The sequence below is a fragment of the Rhizobium sp. SVR5-9E genome (assembly GCF_056755095.1).
In genome coordinates, this window is the sequence record NZ_JBNDHS010000004.1 from 154,624 (window position 1) to 169,763 (window position 15,140).

The following is a 15,140-nucleotide window of genomic DNA, read 5'->3' on the forward strand; positions in this document are numbered from 1 at the left end:
CATCAGATCGAGTAATCGTCCTTCCAGAAATCGGGGACATCGTACTTTACATATTCACGGATGATATACTGCAGCGTGCGAGCGTCGATCTCATCCTTGCCGATTCGGAAGTCAACGCCGTAGTCCGGAAATTGCTGGAAGTAGCCGCCCGAAATATCCGTTGAAACGACCCCGATCGGTCCAGTGTAGCCTATGCCGCGAAGCTCGGGCACCGTCTCGCGGAAATCGGCATTTGGCAGCAGTCGGTTATCAAGCAGAACAAGGTCGAAGCGGCCGCCCTTGATCTTTTCCAGGGCGTCGCCGATCGATTGCGAGTATTCGATATCGACAGCAGGCTCGGCAAGACTACCGATCTTCTTCTTCAACGACCTGAACTCGACGAATTCGTCATCCACGAACAGGACCTTGACGGCATCTCCAGGGGCCGTTTCGGCTGTCATGCTGCTCCCCCCAAGTTACGTAACCAACCCATTCCTCAGGGCAATGGCCACCATGTGAACGCGGTTGACCGCATCAAGCTTCCTGACCGCCGCGGTAATATGAGAATTGACGGTATGCTCCGACAAGCCAAGGATGATCGCGATCTCTGCCGAGGTCTTACCTTCGCTGGTCCACTTGACGATTTCCGCCTCCCTCTGCGTCAGACGCCCCGACATTTCCTGCGTCAGGATTTCCTCGTAGAGTTTGTCAAAAATGCGCATGACATCGAGCAGAACGTCGGCAGTCTCTCCCTGGTCCGGCTCCGGGCGAATTCCACTGAGGACAAGGCAGTAGCGCCGCCCCTCCGGCGTGAAGAGGGGTATGAGCAGAAAGGTGTTACCGCTGAATTCGTTGAATGCAAGGTCGGCCGAAAGGCCCTCAAGCTGTCCACTCCTGCCGGCGACCGGCGTCGTCAAGAACTGTGCGGTCTTTGCCTTGAGCGCGCCCAGCGCTTCCTTGAGGGTCTGAATGAAAATCGGGACCCGGCGTTCGGCGATATTGGTGATGACGATTTCGCGTCCGCCGAAAGGCGCGTTCACCTCGGAAATGCGCGCAAGCGCAAAATTATCGAAGTGGTAGTGCTGCGCTGCCGCCTTGAAAAGGCGGAAAAAATCGGTGCGATTGATCGCCCGGCTAAGCTCGGGCCCTGAATGAAATGGAACCGCCGAAGCGTTGGTCATTCCAGCAATATCCTACGTCTAACCTCCGTTAGTCATTCTCATCCCAAAATCTTGGGATATACGTTTTGAATGCGAGAAGTTACAGAAGTCTTGAGGCAATTGATGAGGATAGGGGATGGGGACTTCCAGTATCCTGAAGGCGGATAAGCATCAATTCTCTCAACTGCAAGTGATACAGAGGGCGGCAGCGTTACTTGAATTGTAGCTTTTACTAGGTATCGCAATTTCTGTTGTTCACATCCATGAAGAACGGAAGAAGTGCCCGAAGTACGCGCGAGAGAGCCGATAGATCCATTCAGCTAAGGGGTTGGCTGAATTCGTGGCGGCGAATATGGGCCGGTCGGCTCTCTCAGTGCTTCGAGGCTCGTCGTCCTGCTGGCTGCATCTTGGAAGCGCGAGCGAGCCTTGTCAATCGCCGTCTCCTGCCTCGTCGGACACGTCTTTTACCGTACCGGAGCTCCGGCGTTGCCTGGCGCAATGCATGAGGACCGCAAAGTCGAGAGGCTTTGCAAGATAGATATCGGCACCCGCAGCTAGCGCCCGCTGCCGGTCCGCCTCGGCATCCGATCCGCTGCAGACGGCAAGCCGCATAGCCCTGAACCGTGCATCGGTCCGAAGCCGTTTAACGAGTGCCAAGCCGTCATCGAGGGGCATATAAAGATCGGCGACGAGCAAATCCGGAAGCGCTGCGTTTTCGGCAAGCCGCTGTTCCAGTGCGATAAACGCAGCTTCGGCCGTTGTGAAACAGAGAAGGGAGACTGCGGCCCTCTGCTTCTTGCGGATGTACTCCAGGTAGAAAAGGTCATCCCTGCTGTCATCGACGTAAAATATGACGGTCATCGGTGCTCGCTTCCGGTAAATCCGGGACGCTCCTCGATTGTGCAATGTCGAGACACTAGCTGCATTTGCGGACAATCGGTAGCAGCTGAACGCAACCATCCGGTGAAAACCCCGCATAACGCGACGTTCGCTATTGTGTCTTGCGGGATTTCGGAAAGAATTGTTCCGAACTGGGAGACTGACGACGTGTGGGATGCAGCAGTAGCAGGCCGGGAGGGCGCTTCGCAAAAAAAGCGGAAGGGCTATTGTTCCGTCGTTGTCGGCATTGGCTTGCTCCTCAGCCTTCTTGGCCTGACCGCGCTCGCAGGCTGGTTTCTCGAACTCGAGCTCATCATTTCCGTTTTTCCCGCTCTCCCGTCGATGGCGTTCAATACGGCGCTCTGCTTTGTGCTGTCAGGCACAGCCCTTGCCTGTTCCGCCTCCCGTCGACGGCTGGCATCCGTGGTATCATCGCTGCTTTCCTTGCTTGCCATCCTCATCGTGCTTGCCAGGCTGATCGAAATAAGCACATTCGGGCCTGCGATTCACAACATTGACCGGATGTTGACCGACATTCTTGTCCACCGCGATTTCGCCAAACAGATCGGCGGGGGGATGGCACCGAATACTGCGGTGATCTTCCTGATCGGCAATCTCTCGCTCATCATTGGCCAGAATTGGAAGGACGCTCGAGCGCCTCTCGGTCAGGAACTGGTGAGTTATCTGGTCATTACTCTCGGCATGATCGCCCTGACCGGTTATGTCACACACGCGGAGCAGGGCTACCGCTGGGGCCCGTACGCCACTATGGCACTGCCGACGGCGACCGCCATGGTTTTCTTCGGCGCAGGACTGCTTGCAAGCGCTTGGGAACGGCGTCCTGCACGCCGCGGCCGGATACCGCTCTGGATTCCGGCACTCGTGGGCTTCACGGGTCTCCTTGCAGACCTCTACACGCCTCTCGGTGTAGCGAACGGTATTCTCTACGTGCCGCTAGTCCTTACAGCTCTCTGGTTCGAAAACCGGAGGGCTCCGTTCTTCTTCGCCCTGCTTTGTACCATCCTCGTGCTGCTCGGTTTCTTGGCCGTCCAGCATGATACCCTGAGCTTTTGGCATCAAGGCGTGAACCGGGCGATCACCATCACGCTGCTATGGCTAATTGCCTTGCTCGTTTACTCCTATATGCGAAACAGGGTGAGCCTTGAGACCGAGCGCATCCGCTTTAGTGCCCTAGTGCGCAATGCACCTGATGCGGTGCTCACCATCGATGAAAAGGGGACGATTTCAAGTTTCAATCCGGCGGCCGAAAGGATGTTCGGTTACACGCCGCAGGAAGCGATCGGTCAGAACATCAAGATGCTGATGCCGGAGCCCTATCGTTCGAAGCATGATGGCTATCTCGACCATTATGCGGAAACCGGCAAACAGCGGGTCATCGGCACCACTCGCCAGGTTTCGGGGCGGCGCAAGAATGGCGTCGTCTTTCCGCTCGATGTCTCCGTCAGCGAGGTGAAGACCGGCGGGACGAGAACCTTCGTCGGGATCGTGCGCGACATCAGCGAACGTGTGCGCCAAGAGGAGCGGCTGAAAACGACGCTGGCAAAGCTTGGGGACTATACCGCCGATCTGGAGCGCAGCAATCACGACCTCGACGAATTTGCCTATATTGCCTCGCATGACTTGAAAGAGCCGCTACGCGGGATTCATAATCATTCCCGTTTCCTGCTGGAGGATTATGAAGCCCACCTCGATGATGACGGTGTACGGCGCCTGAACCGATTGGTGCGGCTCAGCCAGCGTATGGAAAAGCTGGTCAATGATCTGCTCTATTTCTCACGGATCGGGCGTCAGCAGCTCGCGGTGAAGCGCGCGGACATCAACCTGATCGTGAAGGATGTGGTGGCCACCATGGAGCATCTCCTGGAAGAGCGCCATGCCAAGGTTGTCATAGACGACCGCTTGCCGGAGGTGATCTGCGACGCGCCGCGCCTGACCGAAGTCTTCCGGAACCTGATTACCAATGCGATCAAATACAACGACAAACCCCAGCCGCTTGTGAGTATCGGCTATCTCGAGCACTTCGTTGCAAAGAATGGCGCGACAGCGCGTGGCGTCTTCTTCGTCAGGGATAACGGCAAAGGCATACCCCAGGAATTCCACGAGGACATTTTCCGTATTTTCAAGCGCTTGGAAAAATCGCAGGATTCGGACGATGGCACGGGCGCAGGTCTGACCTTCGTACGTAAGATAGTCGCCCGTCATAGTGGCGAGATATGGCTGGAATCGGAAGTCGGCGTGGGCACGACGTTCTATTTCACTTTGGGCAGGAAGCGCGAGGGGCAGAATGCAGCAGCGTGACACGCAACCAATCCTCATCGTCGAGGATAGCGAGGACGACTTCGAGGCGACGATGCGCGCTTTCAAGCGCACAAACCTCCGTAATCCAATCCGATGGGCGGCGTCCGGTCGGGAGGCTCTCGACACACTGGCAACCATGAATCCGCGGCCGGGCCTGATCCTGCTCGATCTCAACATGCCGGGGCTCGACGGGCGCAAGACGCTGGAGGCGATCAAATCCAACACGCACTGGCACAAGATACCGGTCGTCATCCTGACAACCTCTAACGACGAGCGCGACATCGAAGGCTGCTACGCGCTCGGTGCCAATACCTATGTGCAAAAGCCGGTCGATCTGGATGGCCTTTTTGCAGCCATACAAAGACTGAAGGAATACTGGTTCGAGATTGCCATATTGCCCCTAGAGGAGTGACCATTGCCGGAAGACTGCACGGTACTGATCATCGACGACAATATCGATGACCGCGAGGTGTACCGGCGCATGCTCAGCCGTGTACCCGGTCCGGCCTACATCGTATCGGAGGCCGAAACAGGCGATGATGGTCTCGCGCTCATCGGCCGCAAACGGCCGAATTGCATCCTGCTCGACTATTCTCTGCCCGGCCGCGACGGCCTTGATGTGCTTGCGGAAATCCTAAAGCGCGATTCTTCCGCGAATGTCATCATGCTGACGGGCCAAGGCAATGAGACCGTGGCCGTCGAGGTGATGAAGAGAGGTGCCCGCGACTACGTCACAAAGGACGCGTTGACGCCGGAAGGGCTGCACCGTTGCGTCCAGAATGCCATCATGCACGGCGCGCTGGAGACCAAGCTGGAGCAGAAGCGCCAGTCCCTTGAGATATTCACCCGTGCAATGGCGCACGATCTCAAGGAACCGCTGAGAACCATCAAATCCTTCAGCAGGATCCTGCATGGCTCGCCCTCGCTTCCGGCCGAGGACCGCGAACTTCTCGACTATATTTTGAGCGCTGCCGATCACATGGAGGACCTGATCGTCAAGGTTTCAGGCCTCACCAAGCTGGAGGTCTCCGGCGAGCTCGAACTCAAGCCGGTCTCGCTTGGTATGGTGCTCGATCAGGTGCGGGACAATCTTCATCAGCAAATCGAAAGCCGTCAGGCGGTGATAACTCACGGAGATCTGCCGGAAGTGATGGGCGACGCGACGTTGCTGATCCAGGCTCTGCAGAACCTCATTTCGAACTCCATCCGCTATTGCGAGGACCGCATGCCCGAGATTCGGATCGTTGCGACCGCGGCCGGCGGCCTTTGCAAACTTTCCCTCAGCGACAACGGCCCCGGCATCGATCCCCAACATCGCGAACTGATTTTCCAGCCGTTCAAACGGCTCGTCGGCCCCGGCATCGAAGGAACCGGCCTCGGACTTGCCATCTGTCGTCGTATAGCGCAACTGCACGGCGGCGCCATCTGGTGCGAGGGAAGCTCCGGCGAAGGGGCAACTTTCATCCTCGAGGTACCGCTCGCCCATTCGGCAGGGCCGGCGCCCGAGCGCATCCCTGCGACGCAGATCGTGCGGCCGCACCCAACCGGGGCAGACGGCAGACTTGCCGAGGTGCTGCTCGTCGAGGATAGCCCGGCCGACATTCAACTTTTTAAGTTGAAGCTCATGCAGCGAGAAAAAGTCAGCTTCAACCTCCATGTCGCGACCAACGGCCGTGAGGCGATGCGATTACTCCAACAGCGTGCCAGGCTGTCGGATCAGCCGCTGATGGACCTTATTCTTCTCGACATCAATATGCCGATTATGGACGGTTTCGAAGTCTTGAACGCACTTTCGGCCGACGAGCGCCTCAGTCAGATTCCCGTCTGCATCCTAAGCACCTCAAGCGACCAGAGCGATATTCAAAGGGCGAAGGCCCTTGGCGCAGTCGGCTATATGATCAAGCCGCCGACCCAGCAGCAGTTGGCAAAGGCGCTGGAGGACATTGTTACGCTGGAACTGAAACCCCACGGCGACACGCTCGTTCTCTGTGTAGAACAATCAAGGCAATCTTCCGCGGCACTGGCATGATTCTCGTAACGGCTCTAGTTGTGGCGCTTCTCGCCACCCCTATTCAAGACGGAATGCACTCGATGGTTTCTGGCATACATCACGTGACGGCTATCACCCGCAAGGTGCAGGCGAACGTCGATTTCTATGCCGGGTTCCTCGGCCTGCGACTCGTCAAACAGACCGCCGGCTTCGAAGACGCAACGCAACTGCATCTCTTCTATGGCGACGCCGACGGAACACCCGGGTCGCTCGTCACCTTCCTTGTTTGGGAGGATGGTTCGCCGGGGCGTGCTGGCTTCGGGCAGATCAGCGAAATTGGGCTTGCCATCGATCCGGCGAGCATCGGCTATTGGCTGACGCGGGCAATGAGCTTCGGCGTTCGAATGGAAGGACCGGCCGACGAGTTCGGTGAGCCCGTGCTGCGCTTCAAGGATCCGGACAACATCATCCTGAAGTTTACCGGCAACAAGGACCTGAGGGCCGCCGCCCCTTGGCACGACGGTCCGGTTCCCGTCGAGCACACCGTACAGCGTGTCCGCGGCGCGACCATGCTGACGGAAGTGCCGGACGAGAGCCGGGGCTTCCTCGAAAGCCATTTCGGCTACCGGTTCCAGGCAAACAAGGGCGCAATCGATCGACTCGTCTCGCCATCGGGCGACATTATCGATGTGCGCAATGCCCGCGGCTTCTGGTCCGGCGCGCCGGGCACCGGCGCGATCGATCATGTGGCCTTCCGTGCCGCCGACGATGCGGAGCTGTCTTCGGTTCACGAGGCGCTCGCCAAGACGAATGCCTCGGCGACCAACACGCATGACCGCAAATATTTCCGGTCGCTTTATGCCCGTGAGCCCGGAGGCACTCTCGTCGAGCTTGCGACCGACAAGCCCGGGATGACGACCGACGAGCCACCGTCAACTCTCGGCTCAAAGCTTTTCCTGCCGCCGAAGGACGCGATTACCGATCTCAGTGATTTGAAGGTCGTGCTGCCGCAGTTTTCCATGCCCGGCGAGCCCCGCGTGAACTATCGCGACCTGCCCTTCGTTCACCGCTTCTACACGCCACCGCATCCTGACGGCAGCGTCTTCGTGCTGCTGCACGGATCGGGCGGCAACGAGACGACGCTGATGCCGTTGCTGCACAAGGTAGCACCGCGAGCGACGCTGCTCGGAGTGCGCGGGCGCGCGACGGAAGAGGGCTTTCCTCGTTGGTACAAGCGCCTAACGCCATTCTCGTTCGACCAGGACGATATCAAGAACGAGGCCGAGGCCTTCGCCGCCTTTATCGACAGCGCCGTCAAATCCTACGGCCTGGATCCGGCGAAGATCGTCTACGTCGGCTATTCAAACGGCGCCAATCTGCTGAACTCGCTGCTCTACCTGCATCCAAACCTCGTTCACCGCGCAGTACTGCTGCGTTCGATGCCTGTGCTGAAGAACTATCCGCATGCCGACCTGACCGGTACCGATCTCCTCGTCATCAGCGGCAAGACCGACGCCTATGGCAAATATGCGAACGAACTGGAGGCACGCCTGAAAACATCTGGCGCGACCGTCGATTCGGATATCATTTCCGGCGGCCATGATCTCGGCGATGCCGATGTGCCGATTATCCAGAAATGGCTTCTGCAGAAAAACCCTTAGACTGGCGGCGCGCAGTAATGCACTGGAACGTCACTCAGGTGCATGCTGTCTTTTGATTGCTTAATCTGATGTTAGCTACCATGAATTTTTCAGAACTCGGACTTTTCTGCTGAATTCTGATTTCAATCGATCACTTTGTTTCCTTCTGCATTAGAATACGCGGAAACATCAACGCCATAGAGCCGCGACGTAAATACACTCTGGAGATTTTTTTATTTATACGATACATTTCTTCGACCTATAGGAATTTTTACGTCTCATATGTCGATACAACGTATAATATAAGTCAATAAATACAATAATTATCAATTATTATTACATATTTCTTCATTAGATTTTCTGTCATCATCCCCTACGCGCATCTTCGTCAACAAATTACCTTATTTTTTCGATTTTTTCTGGCCCTGTTCTATTTTGCTGCAGCGCAAAAAAATCTTGCCGAACTTCGATGAGCGACCTATCTTGGCCGCCACATCGATCGCAGAAGGGGAAATGAATGCCTCCTCGGCCTGTTGACGTCAGCCTGATCATCTCGTCGAGAAATCGGGCCTATGGCCTATTGAACTGCCTTGATGCCGTCGCGACTGCCGCGCGCCAGGCGGAGCGTTTGCGCTTGGAACTCGTTTTCGTAGACAATGGATCCACGGACGGTACGGCGGATGTCTTTAGCAAATGGGCGGCCACGGCGCCCATTGAGACGCGCCTCATCCACGAAACGCTGCCCGGCCTCGCCAATGCCCGGAATGCCGGAATAAGGGCTGCCGCTGGCTTTATCCTTGCTTTCACGGATGACGATTGTGAAGTCTTTCCGGATTACTTCACGGCCATCCACGCCGCCTTCGCCAATGATAAGCAGCTCATCATGCGCGGCGGCCGCATCGAGCTCGGCGATGAGCGCGATCTTCCCGTCACCATCAAGACCGAACTCGAACCCGCCGTATTGACCAGCGAACTCCATGCCGGAGGCTTCATCCACGGCGCCAACATGGTCTTCCCAAAAGCGCTTGCCGACACAATCGGTATCTTCGATCCGCGCTTCGGCGCCGGATCGCCGTTCCGCTCGGGCGAGGACACCGATTACACTCACCGTGCCTTCAACGCCGGTATCCGCGTTGAATATTTCCCCGAGATCGTCGTCAAGCACTTCCATGGTCGCCGCAAGGTCGAGGATATTCATCGCCTGCAGGCCGGCTACGCATTCGGCAATGGGGCGCTCTATGCGAAATACATGTTCGACCGGCGCTCCAACATGCGCGGCATGCTGCGCTGGGATATCCGTCAGGCGATCAAGGAAGTCATTAGCGGTCGCAAGATGAGTGAAGAAATGGGGCTCACCTATCGCCGCCAGCTTCGCGATCAAATCACCGGCATGCTCGCCTATTGGCGGAGCGCCAAATCCAAGAGCCCGGCGGCACCATCGGCAATCCATAAGTGATCCGCCACCGCAAGCCACGCGCTCGATCCGTGATAAATTCGATTGGAACCTGAATGGCAGAACATGCAGTTGCGCATGCCGACCTGAAGAAGAAGACGGCGCTGTCCGTCCTCTGGTCGGTGGTCCGCGTCGCGTGGAGTACCGTCGCAACCTTTGTCATCTTCGTCATTCTCGCCCGAATCCTCGGCCCCGCCGATTTCGGAACGTTCGCGCTCGCGAGCCTTTTCGTCGAGATCGGCCGCGTGCTCGCCTATGCCGGCCTCGGCGATGCGATCACGCGCCAGCTCGATCTTGATGAGGAGCTTGCCGACACGTGCTTCTGGGCGACCATCGCCTTCAGCGCCATCGTCGCGTCCCTCGTCTTCGTCTTCGCACCCTACTATGGCCTGCTCGTGCGTGATCCCGCAGTGGCCGGCATCCTGCGATGGCTTGCGCCGCTGCTCATCCTTTCATCGCTTGCGGTCATCCACAATGCCCGCCTCGCCCGCGAATTCGGCCATAAGAGCCTCGCCGGCCAGGCAATCGCCGCGAGCCTGCTGTCCGGGATCACCGCTGTCGTCTGCGCCTTTCTCGGCTGGGGCGTCTGGGCACTCGTTGCGCAGACCGCCGTCAACGCCGCCGTGACCGTGCTCCTCGGCTGGTTCTACTATCCGTGGATGCCGAAGTTTCGCTTCAACGTCGCGATGTTTCGCTCCGTCTTCCTCTTCAGCGTCAGCCTCGTCGTCACGCAGCTCATGTGGATGCTGCTCGCTCGCGTGCAAGATATCTTCATTTCCCGCTGGTACGGCGCCGTCGAGGTTGGCCGCTACCGCATCGCCTGGCGGCTGATCGAACTGATTGGCCAGGCCGTTCTCGCGCCCATCGGTAGCGTCTCGCTTGTCACGCTGTCGCGCCTGCAGAACGATCGTGTGGCCTTCCGCAATGCCTATAACAAGATCGTCGGCGCGGCCGCACTCGGTACGATCCCGCTGCTCTTCGGTTTCGGGGCGCTGTCGAACGACATGATCGCCCTGCTCTTCGGCGACAAGTGGGGCAATGCCGGCGATATCGCCACCGTGCTGGTGTTGATGTCCGTGCCTTTCGTGACGAACTTCTTCGCATCTTCGGCGCTCTCGGCCGTCAATCGTGCGGAATCGATCCTCTCGGTCGCCGCCCTCCAGTTTGCCGCAACACTGGTCCTCACCTGGCTGCTGGTCCCCTACGGCATCCTTGCGGTTGCGGCCGGCTACGTGCTGCGAGCTTGGCTGACGATGCCTTACCAGCAGTATGTCCTAAGCAAGTATGCCGGGATCGACGCCGTAGGCACATTCAAGGCAGTCGCCCTTCCCTTCTGCGGCGGCGCGCTCATGGCTGTCTGCGTCTGGTTCGCCCACCCGTTCATCGCTGACCATCTTCAAAGCCGCTGGGTATCGCTCGGCGTCAGCATCGGCGTCGGCGCTGTTATTTATCTGGCCTTCCTGCCGGTCTTCGGCTGGTCGGCTATCCGTCCCTATATCGCACTTGGCAAATCGCTGCTGCCGTTCGGCAAACGGGCCGAGGCTTAGCCTCGCAGCCAGGCCAGCAAACAGGAGCTTCCATGCAGGAAACCAACATTACAATCATCAATCGGCTTCAGGGCTTGATCGCAAACAACCTCTCCGACGTTGTGGACCCGGCGGAGCGTTTCGCGCTGCTCGATTTCCCGAACCACTACAACATCGGCGACAGTGCCATCTGGCTCGGCGAGCTTGCCTATTTCGACCGCCGCAAGACGCGGCCGTCCTACGTGACCGAGATCCCGACCTATAACGAGGAGCGGATGCTCGCCGCAATCGGCGACGGCCGCATCTTCCTGCACGGCGGCGGCAATTTCGGCGACATATGGGCCGGCTATCGCCAGTTCCGCGAAGGTCTGCTGACGAAATTCAAGGGCCGTCCGATTGTGCAGATGCCGCAGACGATCCATTTCAAGGAGCAGGCCAACATCGACAGCACGGCGCGCGCGATCGAGCAGCACGGCAACTTCACGCTCCTGGTGCGCGACAAGAAGAGCCTTGAATTCGCTCGCCGCTGGTTCCAATGCGAAACCCGCCTCTGCCCGGACATGGCCTTCTGCATCGGCCCGGTCGCCCGCCCGGCACCACAGCACGAGTTGCTGCTCAACCTTCGCGAAGATCAGGAAGTCGGCGCCGCCCAGGACCTCACCGCCGCCACGGGACGACACGGCACAGTCAAATCCGACTGGCCGGACGAGCCTGCCGATTTCCAAAAGCAGACCAAGCATACCGCGATCCTGAAGGGCCTGATGTCCGGAAAGATTGGCGGACGTGCCCGCATGACCGAGCTTGCCTATCGCGAGCGCGCGCAGCAGCGTTTCGACCGCGGCGTGGCATTGCTCAGCTCGGCGCGCCAGGTGATCACCGACCGCATGCATGGTCACATCATGTGCGTGCTTCTCAGTGCCGACCATTGCGTGCTGGACAACAGCTACGGCAAGACAAGCAGCTTCATCGAAGCCTGGGGAACCTGCAACACGGAAAAGGCAGAGCTTGCCGCCACCGTCGACGAGGCTCTTGCGATCCTCGACGCGTGGCGCGTAACGCAGGCCGCCGTCGCCTGACCCATCAGCCTCGCCGGGCGACCATGATCCCGGCGAGCACCACGGCTCCGCCAATCGCCTGCATCGGGCCGATCGCTTCGCTGAGCAAAGCCCAGGCAAGGATTGCCGCGACAACGGGCTGGAGCAGCAGCGTCAGCGAGGAGAAAGCGGCCGGCAGATAGGCGAGCGCATAAGCGATCGCCACCTGGCCGCCCGCATGGCTGATGAAGGCGAGGCCGAAAACCACCCCCCAGCCATAGGCTGTCGCCGGCAGTATCTGATCCTCGAAGAAGAAAGCCAGCGGAAACACGCAAACCGCGGCGGAAGCCGTGCTCCAGAGCATGATGCGGATCGTATCGAAGCGGCTGCGCAGTCTGCCTATGGCAAGGATGTATCCGGCATAGAACATCGCGGCGACGATCGCGACTCCATCACCCCGCAAATCTCCGTTCCCCAAAGCAGCAGGTCCGCCCTTCAGGATGATGACACCGACCAAGGCCAGCGCCAGGCCCAGAACGAAGAGCCGGGTCACCACCGCGCGGAAAAACAGGAAGCCGATCGCCGTGACAAAGACCGGTGCAAGATTCGCGAGCAGTGTCGCGTTGGCAACCGATGTCATGGTGATCGAGAGGTGCCATGCGGCAAGATCCAGGGACAGGATTGCGCCCGGCAGGATCAGCAAGGCGTAATCCGAAAGCTTTTCCGGCTTCGGCCCGGCGTCCTTACCCTTGATCAGCGAGAATATGAAAATCGGTATCAATGCGAGCGCGACGCGCCAGAACGCCGTCGCCATCGGCCCGACCTCGGACAGCCGCACGAAAATCGGCGAGCCGCCGATTGCTGCTCCTCCTAAAATCAGCGCTGTCAGGGCAAAACGGTTGGACGATACTGTTTCGACTGTAGGGGAAGCGGCCTGCGACATGAATCTCGAAGCTTTCTCCGCCGCTGGCTTTGAAAGCGACGATCTGGCAGCGAATTACCAGATGCGAGCAACCGAGGATAGTGTAAGAGCGACAAAGACCGACAAAAGTAGTCGGTGACGTGATCCTTAACCAGAAATCACCGTCGCGAATTCCGGATTGCCGCGGATCGTATTGCTCACCGTGCAGATTTCTTCCGCCGCATGGGCGATCTTCTGCCGCGTCTCGTCGTCGATATCGCCCTTGATGCTGAAGGCGATGTTGAACGTCTGCACGCGCGAAGGCCCCTCCGTCGCCTTCTCTCCGCTCACATCCGCGCTGATTTCGGTGATCCTGTCGAGGATGCCTATCTGGCTTGCGGCAATGCGTGCGCTGAGCACCAGGCAGGCCGAAAGCGAAGAGTAAAGCAGGTCCAGCGGATTGAAACCCGGCTGCGAGGCGCCGGTGACAATGTCGAGCTCGCCCTTGGTCGCCGAGGTGATGTGCGGAAAGCCGGTGCGCCCGAGAACGGCGGTCGCGCCCGTGGGTCTTGGTTTTACCTTGAGGTCGGCCATGCTGCGAAACTCCGTTGTTATCCCGATTCAGATAGTGCCTTTGCCTTCCACCGGCAACGAACCGTTTCCCGCAAATCCGAAGACGCGCGGATATGAATCCTGTATCAGGCAAGCCATGAAGAAAAAACAGATCGCGATCATCGGCGGGGGTCCCGCGGGTCTCATGGCGGCCGAAGTGCTTTCGGCATCCGGGCACGCCGTCACCGTCTACGAGGCCATGCCGACGGTGGCGCGAAAATTCCTGCTTGCCGGCAAATCCGGCCTCAACATCACCCACTCGGAAGGCTACGCGAGTTTCGTCACCCGCTTCGGCAAGGCGGGCGACCGGCTGCGATCCGCCTTGGACGGCTTCACGCCAGCCGATGTCCGCGCCTGGGCGGAAGGCCTCGGCACCGAGACTTTCACCGGCTCCTCCGGCCGGGTCTTCCCAACGGTGATGAAGGCCTCGCCGCTGCTACGTGCCTGGATCGCCCGCCTCGAAGGGCAAGACGTCGAAATCCTGACCCGCCACTGCTGGACCGGCTTCGAGGACGGCGGTTACGCTTTTGAGACACCGAAAGGCCATCTGGTCGTCCGCCCCGATGCCGCCTTGCTGGCGCTTGGCGGCGCCAGCTGGCCACGGCTCGGCTCGAATGCCGCCTGGGTGCCTTGGCTCCGAGATAGGGGCGTCGCCATTTCTCCATTCCGCCCCGCCAATTGCGGCTTCGACGTTGATTGGAGCGAGACTTTCCGCGAGCGTTTTGCCGGAGAGCCACTCAAATCCGTCACTGCGACCTCGCCCGCCGCCACCTTTCCCGGCGAGTTCGTCATCAGCCGCCACGGCATCGAGGGCAGCCTCGTCTACGCGCACGCCGCAGCCCTTCGCGACGAGCTTGAGGACGGCAAGCTCGCATCTCTGTTCATTGACCTCGCGCCCGGAAGAAGCCCCGAACGCCTCGCAAGGGACCTCGGTCGGCAGGACAGGAAAGCCAGCCTCTCCAACCGCCTCCGCAAGGGCGCCGGCCTGGACGGCACCAAGATTGCCCTGCTGCGCGAACGCGCGAGCGAAACCGAGCTCAAGGATCCGCTCAGCCTCGCCGGTCTCATCAAATCCCTGCCGATCCCGCTCTCCCGCCCCCGCCCTATCGCTGAGGCCATATCCTCGGCAGGCGGCATCGAATGGAGGGCACTTGACGATGGCTACATGCTGAAGGCCGTCCCCGGCCTCTTTGCTGGCGGAGAAATGCTCGACTGGGAAGCGCCGACCGGCGGCTATCTGCTAACGGCGTGCCTGGCGACAGGCAAGGCTGCTGCCATAGGCCTCGAGAGATGGCTTGGGGGCCGATAATCCCACAAGAAAAAGCCCCCACATCTGCTGTCGCAGGATTGTGAGGGCCTTTTTTCTGCAATGGTCGGTGTTTGGCCTCCCTTGCAGGGTTGTCAGGGACCGTACGTCTCTGACTGCTAATATAGTACTCCTTCGGCGGGGCTCCTGCAAATGAAAAAGCCCCCACCTGTGTTGCTAAGTGAGGGCCTTTTAGTTTGCGAGAAGGCCAGTGCGTGTTGGAAGCGCACTTCGCTTTCGCATGGGCTTGTTAGGGGGCGTATCTTCCTAACGACTAAAATAATACACCTGCGACGGCTCCCGCAGCAAACGGAAAGACTCCCACCAGAGACGAAGAATGT

The 15,140-nt window shown here is 59.0% G+C and carries 13 protein-coding genes; 8 read left to right on the top strand and 5 right to left on the bottom strand.

The features are described from left to right. Nucleotides 1–2: 2 nt before the first annotated feature. The 3 genes from ACPYOJ_RS04205 to ACPYOJ_RS04215 all read right to left on the bottom strand — a co-directional run bounded on the left by ACPYOJ_RS04205 (nucleotide 3) and on the right by ACPYOJ_RS04215 (nucleotide 2,000). Complete coding sequence (locus tag ACPYOJ_RS04205; RefSeq protein ID WP_481415125.1) at nucleotides 3–440, bottom strand: response regulator; 438 nt, start codon at nucleotides 438–440, stop codon at nucleotides 3–5. 15 nt (nucleotides 441–455) lie between these two features. Further along, nucleotides 456–1,160, bottom strand: a complete 705-nt coding sequence (locus ACPYOJ_RS04210) for a helix-turn-helix transcriptional regulator (RefSeq protein ID WP_168828366.1) — start codon at nucleotides 1,158–1,160, stop codon at nucleotides 456–458. A gap of 408 nt (nucleotides 1,161–1,568) precedes the next feature. Beyond that, on the bottom strand, nucleotides 1,569–2,000 hold the full coding sequence (locus ACPYOJ_RS04215) for a response regulator (protein ID WP_481415126.1): 432 nt from the start codon (nucleotides 1,998–2,000) through the stop codon (nucleotides 1,569–1,571). 186 nt (nucleotides 2,001–2,186) lie between these two features. Here ACPYOJ_RS04215 and ACPYOJ_RS04220 point away from each other — a divergent pair, with 186 nt between their 5' ends. The 7 genes from ACPYOJ_RS04220 (at nucleotide 2,187) to ACPYOJ_RS04250 (ending at nucleotide 12,022) form a co-directional block, all read left to right on the top strand. Continuing rightward, complete coding sequence (locus ACPYOJ_RS04220) at nucleotides 2,187–4,337, top strand: sensor histidine kinase (RefSeq protein ID WP_481415127.1); 2,151 nt, start codon at nucleotides 2,187–2,189, stop codon at nucleotides 4,335–4,337. Further along, nucleotides 4,324–4,749, top strand: a complete 426-nt coding sequence (locus ACPYOJ_RS04225; protein WP_481415128.1) for a response regulator — start codon at nucleotides 4,324–4,326, stop codon at nucleotides 4,747–4,749. Before ACPYOJ_RS04220 ends, ACPYOJ_RS04225 begins: the two co-directional genes overlap by 14 nt. 3 nt (nucleotides 4,750–4,752) lie before the next feature. Continuing rightward, entirely contained in the window at nucleotides 4,753–6,366 is a 1,614-nt protein-coding gene (locus ACPYOJ_RS04230; protein WP_481415129.1) for a response regulator, read from the top strand. A gap of 62 nt (nucleotides 6,367–6,428) precedes the next feature. Further along, nucleotides 6,429–7,988: a VOC family protein gene (locus ACPYOJ_RS04235; RefSeq protein WP_481415130.1), complete on the top strand. Its 1,560-nt coding sequence runs from the start codon at nucleotides 6,429–6,431 to the stop codon at nucleotides 7,986–7,988. A gap of 496 nt (nucleotides 7,989–8,484) precedes the next feature. After that, on the top strand, nucleotides 8,485–9,423 hold the full coding sequence (locus ACPYOJ_RS04240) for a glycosyltransferase family 2 protein (protein ID WP_481415131.1): 939 nt from the start codon (nucleotides 8,485–8,487) through the stop codon (nucleotides 9,421–9,423). Between the two features lie 53 nt (nucleotides 9,424–9,476). Continuing rightward, nucleotides 9,477–10,967 (top strand): lipopolysaccharide biosynthesis protein, encoded by a 1,491-nt coding sequence (locus ACPYOJ_RS04245; RefSeq protein ID WP_168828360.1) that lies wholly within the window; start codon nucleotides 9,477–9,479, stop codon nucleotides 10,965–10,967. A gap of 32 nt (nucleotides 10,968–10,999) precedes the next feature. Continuing rightward, nucleotides 11,000–12,022 carry a polysaccharide pyruvyl transferase family protein gene (locus ACPYOJ_RS04250; protein WP_481415132.1) on the top strand — a complete coding sequence of 341 codons (1,023 nt, stop codon included), beginning with the start codon at nucleotides 11,000–11,002 and terminating at the stop codon, nucleotides 12,020–12,022. Between the two features lie 4 nt (nucleotides 12,023–12,026). On the opposite strand, the gene ACPYOJ_RS04255 is transcribed toward ACPYOJ_RS04250, so the two are convergent. Continuing rightward, entirely contained in the window at nucleotides 12,027–12,923 is an 897-nt protein-coding gene (locus ACPYOJ_RS04255) for a DMT family transporter (RefSeq protein ID WP_481415133.1), read from the bottom strand. Nucleotides 12,924–13,049: 126 nt separating this feature from the next. Next, nucleotides 13,050–13,475, bottom strand: a complete 426-nt coding sequence (locus ACPYOJ_RS04260; RefSeq protein WP_481415134.1) for an OsmC family protein — start codon at nucleotides 13,473–13,475, stop codon at nucleotides 13,050–13,052. Nucleotides 13,476–13,590: 115 nt separating this feature from the next. On the opposite strand from ACPYOJ_RS04260, the gene ACPYOJ_RS04265 reads away from it, so the two are divergent. Beyond that, nucleotides 13,591–14,802: a TIGR03862 family flavoprotein gene (locus ACPYOJ_RS04265; protein ID WP_481415135.1), complete on the top strand. Its 1,212-nt coding sequence runs from the start codon at nucleotides 13,591–13,593 to the stop codon at nucleotides 14,800–14,802. The last annotated feature ends 338 nt before the right edge of the window (nucleotides 14,803–15,140 follow it).

Excerpts from the sequence above, each read along its gene's own strand:
- ACPYOJ_RS04260 (WP_481415134.1), bottom strand. The coding sequence starts at position 13,475 with ATGGCCGACCTCAAGGTAAAACCAAGACCCACGGGCGCGACCGCCGTT.
- ACPYOJ_RS04250 (WP_481415132.1), top strand. The coding sequence starts at position 11,000 with ATGCAGGAAACCAACATTACAATCATCAATCGGCTTCAGGGCTTGATC.
- ACPYOJ_RS04235 (WP_481415130.1), top strand. The coding sequence starts at position 6,429 with ATGGTTTCTGGCATACATCACGTGACGGCTATCACCCGCAAGGTGCAG.
- ACPYOJ_RS04265 (WP_481415135.1), top strand. The coding sequence starts at position 13,591 with ATGAAGAAAAAACAGATCGCGATCATCGGCGGGGGTCCCGCGGGTCTC.
- ACPYOJ_RS04205 (WP_481415125.1), bottom strand. The coding sequence starts at position 440 with ATGACAGCCGAAACGGCCCCTGGAGATGCCGTCAAGGTCCTGTTCGTG.
- ACPYOJ_RS04240 (WP_481415131.1), top strand. The coding sequence starts at position 8,485 with ATGCCTCCTCGGCCTGTTGACGTCAGCCTGATCATCTCGTCGAGAAAT.
- ACPYOJ_RS04255 (WP_481415133.1), bottom strand. The coding sequence starts at position 12,923 with ATGTCGCAGGCCGCTTCCCCTACAGTCGAAACAGTATCGTCCAACCGT.
- ACPYOJ_RS04210 (WP_168828366.1), bottom strand. The coding sequence starts at position 1,160 with ATGACCAACGCTTCGGCGGTTCCATTTCATTCAGGGCCCGAGCTTAGC.
- ACPYOJ_RS04245 (WP_168828360.1), top strand. The coding sequence starts at position 9,477 with ATGGCAGAACATGCAGTTGCGCATGCCGACCTGAAGAAGAAGACGGCG.
- ACPYOJ_RS04215 (WP_481415126.1), bottom strand. The coding sequence starts at position 2,000 with ATGACCGTCATATTTTACGTCGATGACAGCAGGGATGACCTTTTCTAC.
- ACPYOJ_RS04225 (WP_481415128.1), top strand. The coding sequence starts at position 4,324 with ATGCAGCAGCGTGACACGCAACCAATCCTCATCGTCGAGGATAGCGAG.